The 18789-nt window shown below is 35.2% G+C and carries 14 protein-coding genes; 5 read left to right on the forward strand and 9 right to left on the reverse strand.

From position 1 onward, the window contains the following. Window positions 1-50: 50 nt before the first annotated feature. Window positions 51-1457 carry an amidophosphoribosyltransferase gene (locus Q5O86_RS04270; RefSeq protein ID WP_302625910.1) on the reverse strand — a complete coding sequence of 469 codons (1407 nt, stop codon included), beginning with the start codon at window positions 1455-1457 and terminating at the stop codon, window positions 51-53. Window positions 1458-1672: 215 nt separating this feature from the next. On the opposite strand from Q5O86_RS04270, the gene Q5O86_RS04275 reads away from it, so the two are divergent. Then, entirely contained in the window at window positions 1673-2146 is a 474-nt protein-coding gene (locus Q5O86_RS04275; protein ID WP_302625911.1) for a pyridoxamine 5'-phosphate oxidase family protein, read from the forward strand. A 79-nt stretch (window positions 2147-2225) separates the two neighbouring features. Here the strand turns inward: Q5O86_RS04275 and Q5O86_RS04280 are convergent, their stop codons facing one another. From Q5O86_RS04280 to Q5O86_RS04300, 5 genes are all read right to left on the reverse strand, one after another. Next, a complete protein-coding gene (locus Q5O86_RS04280) occupies window positions 2226-2855 on the reverse strand; it encodes an NAD(P)-dependent oxidoreductase (RefSeq protein WP_302625912.1) in 630 nt (209 codons plus the stop codon). A 179-nt stretch (window positions 2856-3034) separates the two neighbouring features. Beyond that, complete coding sequence (locus tag Q5O86_RS04285) at window positions 3035-3475, reverse strand: Rrf2 family transcriptional regulator (RefSeq protein ID WP_302625913.1); 441 nt, start codon at window positions 3473-3475, stop codon at window positions 3035-3037. Window positions 3476-3561: 86 nt separating this feature from the next. Next, complete coding sequence (locus tag Q5O86_RS04290) at window positions 3562-4431, reverse strand: CAP domain-containing protein (RefSeq protein WP_302625914.1); 870 nt, start codon at window positions 4429-4431, stop codon at window positions 3562-3564. 265 nt (window positions 4432-4696) lie between these two features. Next, a complete protein-coding gene (locus Q5O86_RS04295; RefSeq protein WP_302625915.1) occupies window positions 4697-7321 on the reverse strand; it encodes a family 16 glycosylhydrolase in 2625 nt (874 codons plus the stop codon). A 296-nt stretch (window positions 7322-7617) separates the two neighbouring features. Continuing rightward, the gene (locus Q5O86_RS04300; protein ID WP_302625916.1) at window positions 7618-7962 is read right to left on the reverse strand and encodes a sporulation initiation factor Spo0A C-terminal domain-containing protein; all 345 of its coding nucleotides are present in this window, start codon (window positions 7960-7962) and stop codon (window positions 7618-7620) included. A gap of 294 nt (window positions 7963-8256) precedes the next feature. Between Q5O86_RS04300 and Q5O86_RS04305 the strand changes: the two genes are divergently transcribed. Next, window positions 8257-9279 (forward strand): hypothetical protein, encoded by a 1023-nt coding sequence (locus Q5O86_RS04305; RefSeq protein WP_302625917.1) that lies wholly within the window; start codon window positions 8257-8259, stop codon window positions 9277-9279. A 1062-nt stretch (window positions 9280-10341) separates the two neighbouring features. On the opposite strand, the gene rlmD is transcribed toward Q5O86_RS04305, so the two are convergent. Together rlmD and Q5O86_RS04315 are read right to left on the reverse strand one after the other, a co-directional pair. Next, window positions 10342-11817 carry a 23S rRNA (uracil(1939)-C(5))-methyltransferase RlmD gene (gene rlmD, locus Q5O86_RS04310; RefSeq protein ID WP_302625918.1) on the reverse strand — a complete coding sequence of 492 codons (1476 nt, stop codon included), beginning with the start codon at window positions 11815-11817 and terminating at the stop codon, window positions 10342-10344. Between the two features lie 77 nt (window positions 11818-11894). Continuing rightward, complete coding sequence (locus Q5O86_RS04315) at window positions 11895-12845, reverse strand: 3'-5' exoribonuclease YhaM family protein (protein WP_302625919.1); 951 nt, start codon at window positions 12843-12845, stop codon at window positions 11895-11897. 105 nt (window positions 12846-12950) lie between these two features. Here Q5O86_RS04315 and Q5O86_RS04320 point away from each other — a divergent pair, with 105 nt between their 5' ends. The 3 genes from Q5O86_RS04320 (at window position 12951) to Q5O86_RS04330 (ending at window position 17677) form a co-directional block, all read left to right on the forward strand. After that, complete coding sequence (locus Q5O86_RS04320; protein WP_302625920.1) at window positions 12951-15317, forward strand: endonuclease MutS2; 2367 nt, start codon at window positions 12951-12953, stop codon at window positions 15315-15317. Between the two features lie 167 nt (window positions 15318-15484). Next, window positions 15485-16186: a response regulator transcription factor gene (locus tag Q5O86_RS04325; protein ID WP_302625921.1), complete on the forward strand. Its 702-nt coding sequence runs from the start codon at window positions 15485-15487 to the stop codon at window positions 16184-16186. A 15-nt stretch (window positions 16187-16201) separates the two neighbouring features. After that, a complete protein-coding gene (locus tag Q5O86_RS04330) occupies window positions 16202-17677 on the forward strand; it encodes a cell wall metabolism sensor histidine kinase WalK (RefSeq protein ID WP_302625922.1) in 1476 nt (491 codons plus the stop codon). Between the two features lie 113 nt (window positions 17678-17790). Here Q5O86_RS04330 and spo0A read toward each other — a convergent pair whose 3' ends face one another. Next, the gene (gene spo0A / locus Q5O86_RS04335) at window positions 17791-18594 is read right to left on the reverse strand and encodes a sporulation transcription factor Spo0A (RefSeq protein WP_302625923.1); all 804 of its coding nucleotides are present in this window, start codon (window positions 18592-18594) and stop codon (window positions 17791-17793) included. Between the last annotated feature and the right edge of the window lie 195 nt (window positions 18595-18789).

Below are 18789 nucleotides of genomic sequence, written 5' to 3' on the forward strand. Positions count from 1 at the left end.
TATTTTAATTCCAATTATAATCGACGTTTTTTAACTTAAATGTATATTTATTATTCTTTACCGTCCCAACAGTAAGTACAAAGTTTACACTTATCAATTCCCACAGAATCCAACATATCATCTAATCTGTTAAAACGAAGTGATGTAAAATTTAATTCCTTACGAATCTCTTCTACCATCTTCTCGTATTTCTCTGATTCCGGATCTGCATACTCCTGCAATACTTCATCCGTCACATTTCCATTTTCTAATCTCTCTATAACACGGCGTGTAATCAAATCCATTTCAGATGATGAACGCGAAAAATTCAAATATTTACATCCATACAACAATGGCGGGCATGCCGGTCTTATATGTACCTCTTTTGCTCCACTCTGGTATAAAAACTCTGTCGTCTCTCTCAACTGTGTACCTCTGACAATAGAATCATCAATCAACAAAAGACTTTTATCCTTAATTAAATCTTCTACCGCTAAGAGTTTCATCTTTGCAATCAGGTCTCTCTTACTCTGTATTGTAGGCATAAAAGAACGAGGCCATGTCGGTGTATACTTGATAAAAGGTCTGGAAAATGGTATTCCCGATTCGTTGGCATAACCTACTGCATGAGCAATTCCGGAATCCGGAACGCCTGCTACAATATCCGGCTGTACATTATCCCGCTGTGCCATCTTTTCTCCGCAATTATAACGCATCTGTTCCACACTAATGCCCTCATATGAGCTTGCCGGATATCCATAATATACCCAAAGAAATGTACAGATTTTCATATCACGATTCGGGTCTGAGAGAGTCACACAATTCTTTGGTGTCATCACAACAATTTCGCCCGGACCTAATTCTTTATAATCCGAAAACCCTAAATTTTTATAAGCAAAGTTCTCAAAGGATGCACAGAATGCATCTTCTTTTCTCCCGATAACAACCGGTGTACGTCCCATTTTGTCACGGGCTGCATAGATTCCCGCATGATTCATCAAAAGCAGTGATAAAGAACCATCAATCTGCTCTAGGGCATAATTAATTCCGTCTATCAGATTGTCCTTCTGGTCAATCAATGTTGCAACTAATTCCGTGGCATTAATATCTCCACCACTCATCTCCTGAAAATGAGTGTGACCATGCCTATATAAATTATTTGTCAATTCTTCCATATTGTTTATTTTACTAACTGTAGTCAACGCATATGTACCATGAATGGAACGAATAATTAATGGCTGGGATTCATAATCCGAAATACACCCTATACCATAATTTCCTTTCATTTCCTGAACATCTTTATCAAATTTTGTTCTAAAAGGAGAATTTTCTATATTATGAATAGCACGATTGAATCCATCTTCTCCTAATACTGCCATTCCTCCACGTCTCGTACCCAAATGAGAATGATAATCAATCCCAAAAAACAAATCAAACACACAATCCTGCTGTGAAGCTACTCCAAAAAATCCACCCATATTTTTCCTCCTTTTGCTTCAATCGTTAATGCTCCTGCTACAACTTCGGCAAAAACATAAGATTGAAAGTTCCCTTTTAACTTAATCTCTTTATTTGTATTTAATAAAATCAACACTATATATATTAACGTTATTTCTATTTATTTTCAATATGTATTCATGCTATAATCATCTATAATGAAATGAATTAATTTTAATCTTAAAAGGAGGAATCTATGAGAAGAAAAGACAGAGAAATTACTGATTTTAATGAAATTGTAAATATTATTAAAAAGTGTGATGTATGTAGAATTGCATTAAATGATAATGATTTTCCCTATATTGTTCCACTTAATTTTGGATTAGAGATTCAGGGAGAGCAGGTTTTCTTTTATTTTCATTCTGCTATGGAAGGAACAAAATTGGATTTGATTGCAAGAGATAATCGTGCAACTTTCGAAATGGATTGTGAACATCAGTTTATTCTTTATGAAGAGCGAATGAGCTGTACAATGGGATATGCAAGTGTTATTGGACATGGAACCATAGAAATCGTGCCGGAAAAAGATAAATACCGGGCACTAAAAACTTTAATGAAACAATATCATGCTGATGACTTTAAATTTAATACAGATATCATGAGCGTTACAACAGTCATGAAAATGACGGTTACAGATATGGTGGGAAAGAGGAGAAATAACAAACATTAAAAATATCTAAAGATAATATTTTGTTACTTTATTAAATTTAGGGGCTGATTTAAATAATTTTAAATCAACCCCCAAATTTTTATAATCTGACAACCGAAATTCTTTGCTGGATATGATTGCCCTCTTCAATTTCATCAACCAAAGCAATCGCATAATCTGCATAACTAATAATGCTTTCTCCCTTTTCATTTAAAGTCAATTCTTCGCCGCCAAGAATATACTTCCCACTGCGCTCACCATCTGCCTGAAAATCTCCTGCCGGACTAATATAAGTCCACTTTACATCACTTCTCTGACGAAGTTCATCCAATGCTATCTGATGTGCTGCTGCCAATGGTTTAAAAGCCTCTGGAAAATCTATACCATCAGCAACAGTAAGTGTATGTTCCGGGTCTACATAAAGACTTCCGGCACCACCGACAATAACAAGTCTTTTATCCGTACCTGCTACAATCTCACTCAAATGGGCTGCTGCTTTCGGAATGGACGGAATTGTTTCTGGTGTCCATGCACCACAGGCATCTACAATTACATCAAACGCTGCAATATCCTCTGTTCTTAAATCAAAAAGGTCTTTTTTAATTGTTTTTTTTGCCGCAGACTGATTTTCACTTCTTACGATAGCTGTAACATCAAAACCTCTATCTACTGCCTCTTTTGTAATTAACTTTCCCGCCTTACCATTTGCACAAACTACTGCAATCTTCATAATGATTACCTCCTCAAAAAAAAATATTGTTGTAACTATAATTATTACATCTTGTAGCGTTACTATATCATTGCTTAGATGTAATGTCAATAGTTACATCAAAACTTTATAAAAAATTTCAAGGTATTATGGATTCTCTCCCAATACCTTGAAATCGTATCATTTAACTTTCTTTTTATCTAATTTTGAATAGTTATATATTTTTCCGTATCTCTCTTTAAATCCGCCAATGTAATCGAGGCAAGCTCTTTTTCCATGGCACTCTGCACTCGAAGAAGTTTATCATCCAAGATATGATGAATATTTCTTCCAACCGGGCAATCCGTATTTGGATTTTCATGAAAGTGAAACAATTCTCCATTCGTTGTACATTCCACAGCGCGATACACATCCAGAAAAGTAATCTTGTTTAACGGTCTGGCAACTGTCGTTCCACCGGTTCCCCGTGCCACCTCAATCAAACCTGCTCCTTTAAGCTGTCCTAAAATTTTTCTGATAATCACAGGATTCACATTTGTACTGCCTGCAAGAAAATCACTTGTTATTTTATACTCACTTCCAAAAGTATCTATACAGGCGAAAATATGGATTGCTAACGTAAATCGACTTGAAATCTGCATATTCGATACCACCTTTCAGATACATTTTATCTCCCCTCAATTGTAATGTCAATGATTACAATTGTTGTTTCATATTATCCACAATATTAATTTGTAAATAGCTGTGTCCAGTAATTTCGACCTGAAGAACTCTTGTAATATCCAACACCAATTTTCGTAAACTTGGCATTCAGTATATTGGCTCTATGTCCCTCGCTATTCATCCATCCGTTCATTACCTCCTCTGGAGAACGCTGTCCCCATGCAATATTTTCACCTGCACTGCGATAACGGATGCCTGATTCCTTTAATACTGTACTAAAATTACTTCCATTCGGTCTTGTATGAGAAAACGATTTTTCTATCTCCTCTGCTCTTATTGCTGCCGCTTTTCCTATTTCTCTGTCTAACACAAGTTCCTTTAGACCGGCTTTAACCCTCTCCTTATTCACAAGCTGTACAACCTGTTCCACATAAGTCAACTTCTGGGAATTATCCACTGGTTTTGTTGTCTGTGCCGGTCTTGTGGTTGATACCGGTTTTGTTGTCTGCGGAAATGTTATTGTCTCCGGTACCCCAATAGTTGGCTTTTCTGTCTCTGTAACTTCAATATCCGGCTTTACTGTCTCCGCTTTTTCCGTCTCTGGAGTGTTTTGTTCTGATACACTCGTCTCCGGAATCTCTAGTTTAGGCACAGTTGTTTCCGGTACATTTACATCTGGTATTTCAAAATCCGGAAAGCCTATCCCTGGAATAAAAATCATCATCCATTTACAATTTTCAACAATTCTTAACTCTTTATTTATTTTCAATATAAATGGTCGCAATTCATTGTGATAATTTGACCTCTCCTGCAATATATTATAATTTTGTATAGAATACCTCTCAGATTTGTGTGTAACTCCCCACACAAGCGTAGATGCCCCCATCACCATTGTAACTGCTGCTGTAATTGCTAATAAAAATGATTTTCTCATAATAGCTCCTTTCGATAATTATAATTTCCTCATAAATATTACATTTTTGTTACAAAACAAGCGTAACATATAATATCGAACGAAACTACAAGTAATATATGGAACATCTTCCATTCTCTATACACATTTTAATGCTCTAAACACAAACACAAATGAGCCGCAAGAAAGTCATTTCTTACGGCTCAATAAATACATGTTATATCAGTTTATAATACTTCATTATGCTTCTTAATAATTAGCAAGAAGCATAATCATTTTCTACCTCCTACTTTTTAATTTTTACCCGTTTCGGCTTTGACCACTTTTTAGCGCCAACCGCCCGAACACGCACATACAGTTTTTTCTTGTTTTTAAGTTTCTTACTCTTTATTGTAACCTTAACTTTTTTAACAGTCTTCTTTACAAGAATCTTTTTAAACTTTTTCGTTTTTGAAATCTGTACCTGATATTTTTTTGCACCTTTTACTTTTTTAAAAGTTAACTTAATCTTTTTCCAAACCTTGCGCTTACTAGCTTTCTTTACTTTCGTTCTTTTCAATGCCTTTGATTTATTTACAGACTGTTGTGTAGTTTGCTGTGGTTTGTCAACTCCTGTACTTTCCTCATTATCATTTTTCGCTGTTTCAGGGTCATTAATTTCCGAAGAAGCTGTTGTCTTTTCTTCTCCCGGGTTAACAGGCGTACTCCCTTTACCTATTTTATAGTCTCCATATAAGTTGTCATCTGCTCCATCTGTTTTCACGCCCTTATTATTGTCCGGTTTTTCGTCTTCCGCAGCGCTTACCTTTTTCTGATATACACGAACATAATCTACCTGCATCGTTCCCGATGTAAAACTGCTATCCGGAACATGTCCACTATCAAATGTTCCACCGGCTGCCAGATTTAATATTAAATAAAATCTCTGGTCAAACGGAGCATAGGCATTTCCTCTGTCCGAACCTGAATACCATTCGCCGTATGTACATTTAAAATAGCATTTACCATCACAATAAATTTTAATATTTTCTGCTTCCCATACTACACTGTATACATGCCAGTCAGATATCTCTGTTTTCTTTTTTCCGTCCTGTGTAATATTAAATGCATCTGATGTATTTATATTATTCGGCCACTGTGCACCATAATGTAAGGTGCCAAATACCATATTTGGTGTACGTCCACGTCCTTCAAATACATCAATCTCGCCGGATAATGGCCATGAGCCATATCTGGCGTCATTGGAGAGCATCCACATAGCCGGCCATACTCCCGTACCTGTAGGCATCTTCGCTCTAAAATCTACACGTCCATATTTTACTGAGAATTTATTTTGTGTTGTAATCTTACCTGACGAATACTGAGCCGTTGCCTTCTTTGTACTATCACCTTTCTGTGTAAATACTTTAGACTGTTTCTTCATGACAATGTTCAGGTTGCCATCCTTTACAGATACATTGTCTCTGGTATAATATTCTAACTCCTGATTACCCCATCCTGCGGTATTAATATCATTTTCATCCAATAGGAACCCTTCCTGATATCCCCATTTTGTCGTATCAAGAGTATTTCCTGAAAACTCATCATTCCAAATCATTTTCCATCCCGATGGTGTAAATGGATTAGAACTGTCTTCCACCTGAATATCCGTCATATCGGTTGGCAAAGTAGGCTGATACGAGGTATTTCCTTTAATCGTATATATAACGTAGTTATTGCTCATATCACCGCCCTGTTTTCCGTCTATCGGATAACTAATACGAATCTCGGTATCTTTTCTCACAGGCTGAAACCATAAACCGTATACATAATCTGCAAAATACCCCCACTGAGAACTCAGAGAATTGGCATTATACCCATTTCCTTCATATACCCAGCCGGTGGCTGCAACATCTGCCAATGCAATCCATTTTCCATTGACTTTTACTTCATATTTAAATAAGTCTAAATCCTTCTTTATTGCTGTAGTTCCACCGATTTTCGGAAGTGGAATACCTACAGACGCACTTGTTGAAGTGCCGGCATCATATGATGTGGCATCATATGCCGTGAGATTATGATTCGTTCTGACAGGCTGCGTATATGTAACCTTTACATCCTGATAAATACTGCTATCTGTTGATTTCTGGAATCTCAAGGTAAATGACCACCCGATATTATTAAACCAATATCCACCATCCCCATCTGGATAATAACCAAAATTCTGGTCCCAAAGAAAACCTGATGCTGCATTTCCAAGAAGTTTTACAAATCCTTTTCCATCATTATTATCTACATAAATTGTAATATTATCTTGTACCTGTTCATATTTGATATTCTTATCACCGTTAAAAGTCCACTTTCCCCACTCCGTTGCAGAGGCTCCCGTAGAACTTGCAACAATATTTTCCTGTGTGGTAGAAATGCTTTTCAACTCCAACTTAGGCAATTTATTTAAATTCAATGTATACTCTAAATTAACATTGTTTGTTTTTCCATGAAAGCGTACATAAGTAGTTTCTGTCAATTTCATCCAACAAACCCATCCACCCCAGCTCTGGTATTCCCATGCCCAGGTTTCATTCCACTTAAAATATTTTACGTCTTCAATCTTTTTCCATTCTCCGTTTGTTCCCTGTTCCTGCTTAATATATACCTGCAAGTCGTCTTCCACACCTGAAATAGAAAGTTCGTCACTTCCTTTTCCATTAAACTTTGGCATAACAAAACCGTAGCTTACTTCTCCTACTCCCGACTTTGTTATTGTCGGCCCATCTTTGGAACTATAATAATCCATAGATGTAATTGCTGTTGTAGCTGCCAAAACATCTGTCACATCACCAATTGCAAACCAACCAACTGTTTGAACCATGCCCAGCATAAGAGCCACCGACACAATAATCGCCGTGATTTTTGTTAATAATCTTCCCATAACTTCGTCCTTTCTCCTTAATTATAATTTTTTAGGAGGGCTACGCTCTCCCTCCTACTTTGCTATTTTTTATTATATAATTTCATATATTACAATTCAATATATTCATTTTTTAGTAAGTGGGATTTTTTGTTATACGATAAGATATTATCTCTAATGATAATTTGATTAAATATACTAATAATTTATTAGATTTTTACTGAAATAAAATTTAATAAAGGGCTTATGGGGAGAATTTATTTTAAAGTGCCCTATATAAAAATTTATAACTTAATTTACGATAATAATATAGTCCCCTATTCATCACTCAAATCAATAATATACTGAGAAATAACATCAATAAAAAACGTATTTTTCGGCTTCTCCATAATTTTCCTGCCGCAGACTTCATTTAATAACTCCCTATCACCTGATTTCCAAATAGTTTCAACGATTGTTCTAATATTTCTTTCGACACAACTTATATTTACATGGTTTTCAATTGCAATATTAGCATAAAGTCCTTTGCATATATATGTAATTAAATCCGGATTCTGTATATTTTTTACGACAGCACACACTGTATACTTAAAACCTGTATATGATGCATTCACTCCCAGTTGTCTTAATAAATTTGCAGTTAATCTTATATAATTTTCCATAATCTACCTCAATTCTTCATAAACTTTCTCCCCCTCAAACATTTTGGAGAAAGTTTATGCAAAAATCAATACTTAATTAAAGTAAAATTGTGAATAATAAGAATATGTGACATTTTATTATTTTAATTCTTAAACAACATGCTGTTTTTCATCTTCACATTCTAAACAATCTGTCTAATAAATAAAAAACTTGACATTTTTTAATATTTTTAGTATTTTAAAAACGTTTTTTGCAATAAAGGAAATTAGTAAAGGAGAATATCATGAAAAACAACTCGTATTGCTGTCTTAGACTTGGGAGATAATACTTCAATTACTAATTTAATAGGAAAATCCACAAATATTACAATTGACTACTTAATTATTTCCCATAAACATATAGACCATGTCCAAGGATTAGCAAGCCTAGTTAAAAAAGCTAAATCAGGTGTGGCGATAACTATTAATAATCTTTATGTAAACGGTTTAGATTTTACTGCTTCTGAAGTTTTTGGTAAGAGATTAAGCGAGGTTAATATATCAAAAATCAAAATTAAAAAAACGTATTATTTTGGAATCAAAGGCAAAGTCAAATCTGATGCAAGTAACAATGCAGCAACTAATTTTTTTAAAAATTGGAAAAAAAGTACAGTAAATTATGTAAATAACATAGAAACCATTTCAGTTCTAGGAACAGGTTGCCAGATTATTATATTGCCTCCATTAAAAGATTATGGTAACAGTACAACAGCAGAAAATAATAATAGCTTAATTACTATTATAAAAGATAATGTAACCAAAAATGATAATACCAAAAGCAAGAATTTTAAAATAATTCTTCCCGGTGATATTCAAAGTGATGCAATGGCAAAGATTTGTTCAACAGCTGAATATTCTAAATATTTAATAAAAGATGGATTTAAAAATATAATATATAAAGTCTCCCATCATGGAAAAGCAAGACAACATGACTTTTTTAAAAAAATACCTGATGGTACAATAGTAAGACTAACAAACTCAGAAGAAATCGCTGACCACAACCTTCTTAATGCTATGGCATTATATGCAGATTGTACTCCGTCTTTTAACTTTAGTATGATGTTTTTTAACGAAAGAAATCTTATTAAATTAATTCAACCTAAAATTATAATCGGTTCCACATGGATGGGATTAAATGATAAGACTAAAGGAAGTGCCATACGAAGAGGTCTAAATTGTTACGATTTATTTATAACAGATACAGTGAAAAGAAACCTCTTTTCTAAAATAACATTAAAAGATAGTTTTGGTGGAAAAACTGTTAAGTTTAAGGACAACTTCGAGTTTATCACAAATTAAAAAAATAATATAATATTTTAAGTTACTTAAGGGCAGAGCCGATTTTTTATTGGTTCTGTCCTTACCTGCATTATATAGAAATTTTCTTATTCTGTACTTGCTAACCACCTCATTCCTTTTGCGTCTCTTAGGTCTCCAATTTAAAAAGTTTTTTCATATTACAATTTGGCAAGCATTTGCTTTTACCTTTTTTATACACATTTGCATAACCCATGTTTGTATCATATACTTGTTTGCGTTATTTGTTAACGTTTTACCCATTTGAGTATATTTTTATTTATATTTGCATTTATTTAGTACATTTTCTTTTTATAGAAAGGTAAACAATTATGGGAATAGGTTCAAAAATTAACAACTGATGAATGAAAAAACATTAATGCTAATAAACTTATCCAATAAAGTCGAAGTTGCTCCAACAACACTATATTCGATAATAAAAAGAGATAGTAAAAAAGCTACTATTGCAATGGAAATATTGCTATTAATGATGATATAAAATCAACTGCCGGACTTTACAAAAGAAAGGGGTTGACGCCAATGATTACATATAGTGATTAATTTGGTTTCGTGACAATGTTGTGCAGTGTGATAGCTCTTGTTATTACTTATTTTACACACAAAAAAAAGCCTCCCATGACAGACAACTCCAAAGCACGGTACATTACCACCCTAAGTAACTAGTATCGTATCACTTTCAGACATTATCTATGAACGCTAGTGTTATTTTTATCCCCAAAATTAAGAAAGGAGGCAAACCTCAAAAGGTGGTTATAAAACCAAAGCTAATGCAGTCCGTGAAAGAGCAAAAGCATTAAACGAATATTACAATACTTGTAGGTCTTTTGATAACAAAGAATATCTGTAGCTGATGTATTTGAATCAGCAGTTAGTCAACACCACCGGCTAAGCCGGTGGTTTATTTGTTTATTAAAGCTCCGTCTTTTCTACACAAAAACTCCGCAATAATAAACAGAGCCTCGCTCTATACAAATAAAAAAAGCGTGGACAAAAGGTGGACAAATCACTTGATTTGCCACCAAAAAGTCCACATAATACCTTTGCTTATCGATTAAGTAAACACACCGTCTCCACATGCACCGTTTGCCCAAACATATCACATGGTGTCACCTCCACCAATTTATATCCATTTTTATCCAGCCACTTCAAATCTCTTGCCAGCGTAGCGCTGTCACAACTCACATAAACAATTTTCTCCGGCGCCATGTCCACCATCGTTCTGAGCAAAACCTCATCGCAGCCCTTTCTCGGCGGGTCCACCACAATAACATCCGGTCTGCATACCTGCTCCCCCTTATGTTTTTCAAAATATTGAGGGACAACTACCTCTGCGGCTCCCACTAAAAACTCCGCATTATCAATCCCATTTATCTCAGCATTAATTTTAGCATCTTCTATCGCCTGCGGAACAATTTCAACACCAATTACCTTTTTCGCTTTTCTCGCTAAAAACAAAGAAATACTTCCTATTCCACAATACAAATCCCACACCGTCTCATTTCCCGTAAGTCCTGCATACTCAAGAGCTTTACCATATAGCTTTTCTGTCTGTTTGGGATTTACCTGAAAAAATGACAATGGAGAAATTCTAAATTTAATATCACCTATATAATCCTCAATATAACCCGGACCATAAAGTTGAACGACCCTCTCTCCTAAAATCACATTATTCTTTTCACGATTCACATTCATAGAAATATCTGTCATACCGGGTACCTTCAAAAGCTGTTCTACAAGTCTCTGTGCATTTGGTAACCTTTCACCATTGATGATTACACACACCATCACCTGACCGGTCCGTACACCAACCCTGATAAGCACATGTCTGACAAGACCTTTGTGACCGGCTTCATCATAAGGTTTTATCCCTTCCAGACACATATACATCTTCACAATGTCCATGACAGCCTTATTTACGTCCACCATCTCTGACACAGATTCTCCATTCGATATCCCCAACTTATTTTGTGAAGATTCTTCAGCATCAGCTTCTATCATTGCCCCCAGCATACAGCTATCCACCTCTATAATAGAATGTGTCCTGCCTGCATAGAAACCGCTTACAATTCTGCCTTCTTTATTTAATCCCACTGGAAACTGTGCCTTATTTCTATAATGAAAGGGGCCATTACATTCCTTTTCCCTGATACACAACTCTTCCATACCCATAATTGGTTTCATCTCAAAATCATCAATTCCACCAATTCGTTTAATATTATTTAACACTTTTTCCTGCTTAAACCTAAGCTGCTGCTCATAATTCATCGTCTGTAGCTGGCATCCCCCACAACTCCTTGCCACAGGACAAATCGGCTCCACACGATGAACAGATGGCTTAACAATATTTAACAGACGTGCAAAGGCAAAATTTTTCTTTGCTTTCATAATCTTAACTTCTACTATATCACCTATTACCGTATCCTTCACAAAAAGGGTATAGCCATCTACTTTGCCTATACCCTCGCCCGTTGTTCCCTGGTCTGTAATTTGAATTGTCAAAACATCATTCTTCTTATACATTTTATGTAAACCTTTCGTTGCTATTCGTATCAGACTCTACTCTCTATCTCCTAATACGACTTTCTCAAGTTCTCAGATTATTCGCTTGTTCTTCTGACATTTGTCTCTAACAATTTGTTATATCCCAGCCACTGCTCTGTACCTGCCACACTGCTGCTGCTTAAAAGCTCTTTCATTGTCTCCATTTTTGCATCCGTATTATCTGCAAAATTCAATGCAACCGCTTCGATAAGTGCAGGTTTCTTGGGTGAACCATACTCTAACTCTCCATGGTGTGACAGAATACAATGTTTCAATTCATTTGCCTGCTTCTGCGGAAATCCCGGAATTGTTGCAATTACTTTAGATATCATTTCCGAACCCATGACAATATGCCCTAAAAGCTGGCCCGCATCTGTATAATCGTTTGCAGGAAAATCGGACAACTCATACACCTTTCCGATATCATGGCAAATGGCGGCCGTAATCAATAGGTCCCGATTCAACAAATCATATTGTTTCGTATAAAATTCACATAGCCTTGTCACCGACAGGGTATGCTCTAAAAGTCCTCCTATAAACCCGTGATGTACACTCTTCGCAGCAGAATGTTTCTTAAATGCTTCAACAAACTCACGATTCTCCACGAATAATGCACTTAAAACCTGTTTATAATATGGATTATTCACACTGGCAATAAATTTCAGCAATTCTGTCATCATCTCATCCATATTTTTATCTGTACATGGAAGATAATTCGCTGGCTCGACACTATCTTCACTCACTTTTCTTGCCCTTTTAATACTTAACTGTATCTGATTATTAAAAACAGTGATATCACCGTTAACTTCCACATAATCCAAAGCATCAAAATCATCAATTCCCATGGAGCCCGGATCCCATATTTTCGCATCTAACTGACCTGTTTTATCCTGCAAAATAACATTTTCATATTCTTTTCCTGTTTTTGTCATTGCTGTTGTTTTCTGTTTACATAAATACGTTTCCTGTATTCTTTCGCCTTCTCTCAATGTCTCAATAAATTTCATAAACTCCTCTTTCTATCCTTTAATCATAAACTATACTTTACTTTTAACACTAATTTTTATTATAATTGATTATATGTTTAAATACAAGAATTGGAGATTTTAGTTATGAATGAAAAAGTGCTGAAAACACTTGAATATAATAAAATAATTGAATTATTAAAAGAAGAAGCCGCAAGCAATTTAGGACGTGACTTATGTGCTAAACTACAGCCTTCTTCTAATATACAGGAGATAAAGAAAAATCAGCAGCAGACTAGTGATGCCTTAAAACGAATATGGCAAAAAGGAAGTATTTCATTTTCGGGCATACATGATATCGGTGAATCCCTCAAACGCTTAGAAATCGGAAGCACTCTCGGAACCGGAGAGCTTTTACGCATCTGTTCGCTTTTAAAAGTGGCGTTGAGAGTGAAAACATTTTCAAGAAATGAAGATAATGAAACGGACAGTTTAGATGACTTATTTGATGCAATTGAACCCCTCACAAATTTAAAGAAAGAAATCGAAAAATGCATTATATCGGAAGATGAAATTGCTGACGATGCGTCATATAATTTAAAAAATATTCGAAGACAGATAAAACTGACCAACGACCGCATACACACGCAGCTTAATTCCCTGGTAAACTCACAAAATGGAAGAACTTATTTACAGGATTCTCTTATTACCATGAGAGATGGCAGGTACTGTGTTCCTGTAAAACAAGAGTATCGCAGTAACGTATCGGGAATTATCCATGACCAGTCCTCTTCCGGCTCTACACTTTTTGTAGAACCTACGGCAGTTGTAGAACTAAACAACAGACTTCGGGAACTGGCAATGAAAGAAGCCGATGAAATACAGATTATTTTAGCTAATTTAAGCGTTATGTGTGCAGAATATATGGATCAGCTGCATCATAATTTAGAAATATTACCTTATCTGGACTTTGTTTTTGCAAAAGCTAATCTGGCAAAAATAATGAAGGCAACAATACCCGAATTTAATAATCAGCGCTACATCAAAATAAAAAAGGGACGTCACCCATTACTCGACCCTCAAAAAGTTGTCCCTATCGACGTAACTCTCGGAAAGGACTTTACATTGTTGATTATAACCGGTCCAAATACCGGCGGTAAAACGGTATCTCTCAAGACGGTTGGACTCCTTTCGCTGATGGGACAGGCCGGACTTCACATTCCTGCCATAGAAGGCAGCAAACTTGCTGTATTTGATGAAATATTTGCGGATATCGGTGATGAACAGAGTATTGAACAAAGTCTGAGTACATTTTCAGCCCATATGGTAAATACAGTAAATATACTGGAAAAGGCAGACCAAAACTCCCTTGTTCTCTTTGACGAGTTAGGTGCCGGAACTGACCCTGTAGAGGGAGCAGCTCTTGGTATCTCTATTTTATCTTTCCTAAAGAACCTTGGAGTGAGGACTATGGCAACCACGCACTACAGTGAATTAAAGCTCTTCGCACTCTCCACCGAGGGTGTTCAAAATGCCAGCTGTGAATTTGATGTTGAAACACTGCGTCCTACTTACCGGTTACTTATTGGTATTCCCGGAAAGAGTAATGCTTTTGCCATCTCCGAAAAGTTAGGACTTCCTGAATATATTATTGAAGATGCTAAAGCTAGAATTGATGCAGATGATGAACAATTTGAAGATGTTCTGGCAGAGCTGGAACGTCAAAAGCGTCAGATTGAAAAGGACAAAGAAACGATTTCTGTATATAAATCACAAATTTCATCACTCAAAAGGGATTATGAATTAAAAAATAAAAACCTTGATGAGAAAAAAGATAAAATTCTCTCTAAGGCTCGTGAAGAAGCTCTTGATATACTAAAAGAAGCTAAGGAAACTGCTGATGAAGCTATTAAAAACATTAATAAATACGGAAAATCCGGAAATACAAAGGAATTAGAGAAATCCAGAAGTGCCGTAGGTAAAAATATAAAGAAAAATCAAAGCTCTGCTTCTATGAAAACGGCAGCGCCAAAGAAAAAACATAAACCATCTGATTTTAAGCTTGGCACAGGTGTAAAAGTTCTCAGCATGAATTTAAACGGTACTGTTGCCTCGCTTCCGAATGCAGATGGCAATTTAACAGTAAAAATGGGAATACTAAATTCTAAAGTAAATATAAAAGATTTAGAAATTATTGATGAGCCGGATATTAAAGCTCCAGGACTTTCCAGGGGAAACAGTGGTAAAATCAAAATGAACAAATCTCTGACAGTAAAAATGGAACTCAACCTGATTGGAAAAACTGTTGACGAAGCATTATTCGAGTTAGATAAATATTTAGACGATGCTTATCTTGCCCATTTACCACAAGTATATATTATTCACGGCAAGGGAACCGGTACTTTAAGAAGCGCTATCCAAAATCATTTAAAAAAATGTTCTTATGTAAAATCTTACAGAAACGGAGAACATGGAGAAGGCGGTGCCGGTGCCACTGTAGTAGAATTTAAATAATTTATGGAACTGACTTTATTTCAACTATAAATAAAAGTGACACTATTTTACAATTTTTTCTAATTTTATTCATAAAAATTCTTTATAATATTTTTGACCGAATGTGCCTGCACATGGTCCACAAATTTTGCAATACAAAGCAAATTAAATTTTGGGAGGATAACACAATGGCTAGCAAACAAAAAATTTTAATTGTTGATGATGATGAAAATATCGCAAATCTCGTTTCTCTTTATCTGACAAAAGAATGTTTCGAGACTCGCATTGAACATGATGGTTTATCTGCGCTCACCGCATTTCGTGAATACAATCCGGACCTGGTATTACTGGATTTAATGCTTCCCGGCATCGACGGATATGAGGTATGCCGTGAGATTAGAAAAGACTCAAAAACTCCTATTATTATGCTCTCTGCAAAAACAGAAGTTTTTGACAAAGTTCTGGGGCTGGAGCTGGGCGCTGATGATTATATGATAAAACCGTTTGACTCCAAGGAATTGGTCGCAAGAGTGAAGGCCGTTCTTAGAAGATATACACCTGCTCCTACTCCTGTAGTATCTTCTTCTGAAAAACGTGTAGTTTATAAGGATTTAATTATTAACCTTTCTAACTACGAAGTGATATACCAGGGAAAATCAGTTGAGATGACACCGAGAGAGATTGAACTGTTATACTTTCTCGCATCATCTCCAAACCAGGTTTTTACAAGAGAACAGCTGCTGGACCATATTTGGGGCTATGAATATGCCGGAGATACCAGAACTGTGGATGTTCATATCAAAAGAATCCGAGAAAAAATTGCCGACACTGACGAGTGGTCTATCGGTACTGTATGGAGCGTCGGTTACCGATTTGAAGTACACAAATAATTTTAGAGGTGTATTATGAAAAATTCGATATTAACAAAATTTTTTATTGGATATTTTTCTTTTGCTGTATTAGGCTTTTTATTAATTACATATTGGTCAACAAATTTAATATACAACAATTTATTGCAGGATGATACGGCAGAACTTAAAAACTATGCCTCAGTTGTTGCGCAAAACATAAAAAATGTCATAAATGATTCTATGTATGACATTGACAACCCTGACAATTTTTTTAGTGATTTTAATAAAGTTTTAAACTGCAATATTATGATTTTAGACCCCGACAACAAACTCATTTACACAACAGATAAAACAAAAACATTAGACAACACTTCTAATAATATTGTCATAAAAGATTTTGACCCCAAAGAATACTCAAAGAAAAAATATAAAATAAATAAATTTTATAATATTTATAAAACTGATACGCTAAGTGTTGTACAGGATATTTCAAAAAATAATATCACCTATGGATATGTTGTCGCACACATGCCCACATCCATTATCAAAAAAAACAGTTATGATGTGACTTTTATTTTTTATGTAACTTATACAATTATACTTGCACTATCACTCATCATCTTTTTTAACTTTATGTGGTTTATTTATTTACCGCTTAAAGAGATTCGACTCACTGCTATGGAATATGCACAGGGGAATTTTGAATATGAGGGACTCAAAGTAAACAACGATGATGAGATTGGTGATGTGGCAAGTTCGCTCAAATATATGTCAAAGCAATTAAATAATTCAAGAGAATACCAAAAGAATTTTATTTCTAATATTTCTCATGATTTTCGCTCACCGCTTACCTCTATAAAAGGATATATTGAAGCCATGATGGATGGAACAATACCGCTGGAGGAACATAACAGATATCTGTCCATCGTACTAACTGAGGCAAATCGTTTAGAGAAGCTGACAACAGGCCTCAGGGAACTAAACAGCTGGAATGCTACAGGACCGGAATTGCTTTTTGAAGAATTTGATATGGAAAATGTCATTGCCTCCACTGTAGAAACCTTTCAGGGAAGCTGTGAGAAAAAACACATCGAACTTATCATACAATTTCCTCCAAGGCATTATAACGTATATGCTGATAAAGGAAAAATTGAACAGGTACTTTATAATCTTTTAGATAATGCGATTAAATTCAGCAATCCATCTTCAAAAATTATTATAAAGCTTTACAATAAAGGAGAAAAACAATACTGTTCTGTAAAAGACTTCGGGATGGGGATTCCCAAGGGAAGTATTGACAAAATATGGCAGAGATTTTATAAAACGGATTTATCCCGAGGAAGAGACAAAACCGGCTCAGGCATTGGTCTTGCCATTGTAAAAGAAATTATGATAGCTCACAACGAAAACATAGATGTAATCAGTACCGAAGGTGTGGGAACTGAATTTGTATTTTCTATCAAACGGGCAAAGAACAAAGTTTCTTCATACACGAACCGTAATCAAAAAGACCTTTTGTCCCGCGAGTAACGAGCCAAAGTCAAGCCTGCTTGACCTTGGCAGCTGCCGCGAAGAGCAAGGAAATTATATTAATTTGATTATATCTTTTTGTAAATTTAAATAAACGTCTATTCTTCCAAGCTTTATGCAGAATGTCTTATGTCCTGACTTAATTTTGCAATGAACTCTGAATTTGTCGGTCTGATTTTCTTTGTACTCAGCATATATGTAAATTGTTGTTTAAAACTGCTTTCACTATCTACTGACCAGGCAACCTCTATTGCATGTCTAATTGCTTTCTCTACTCTCTGTGGTGTAGAATTGTGCTTCTTTGCAACATCAGGATACAAAATCTTTGTTATTCCTTCTAATGCGTTCTCATTATGAATTACCTCTTTTATTGCTGTAATCATGTATCTGTAACCCTTTAATCTCGCTGGAATACCTATTTCATCTAATCTGTCGGAAATAATTGCATCCAATTTTTCAAAATTTGTTTCACTCTTCATCGAATATCTGCTCCTTACTCCGGCACTCTTATCTGACATGCCTAAACTAATCATTTCATTAAAGCTATTATAAATATTTTTGATTTTTATTACAATACTATCTATATCATAAGGTTTTGTTATAATATAATCAACACCTTTATTAAACGCTTCACGAACAATCAGGTCACTTGTAAGAGGCGTCATCATTATCAGCTTCATATCCCTGTCAGCCCCATATTCATTTATTTTATCCAGCAGTGAATAACCATCATAAACCGGCAACAGCAAGTCAAACATAACTATATTAGGTTTTTCCATCAAAAATAACTCATAGGCATCCTTTCCATTATCTACTGCTGCTATCACTTCAATCTGTTCGTCCCTTTTCATTGCATCTAACAGTCTCTGTCGAACCATCGCCTGATTATCTGCAATCAATACTTTTAACTTTTTCATATTCTACTCCTCATTTTTATTATTCCTCCTATTAAAGTAATAAATATAATACACTTTAATAATTATTTTATCGTAAAGTATTGCATTTTAAATCTTGCCTATACTATAATAACTACTATTCTGGAAGAATAAAAGAACTTTATTGAGATCGGAAGAGCACACGTCAGAACTCCAGTCACATACGCAGATCTCGTA

This window comes from uncultured Eubacterium sp. (genome assembly GCF_937958975.1).
Classification (GTDB): Bacteria; Bacillota; Clostridia; order Lachnospirales; family Lachnospiraceae; genus Eubacterium_G.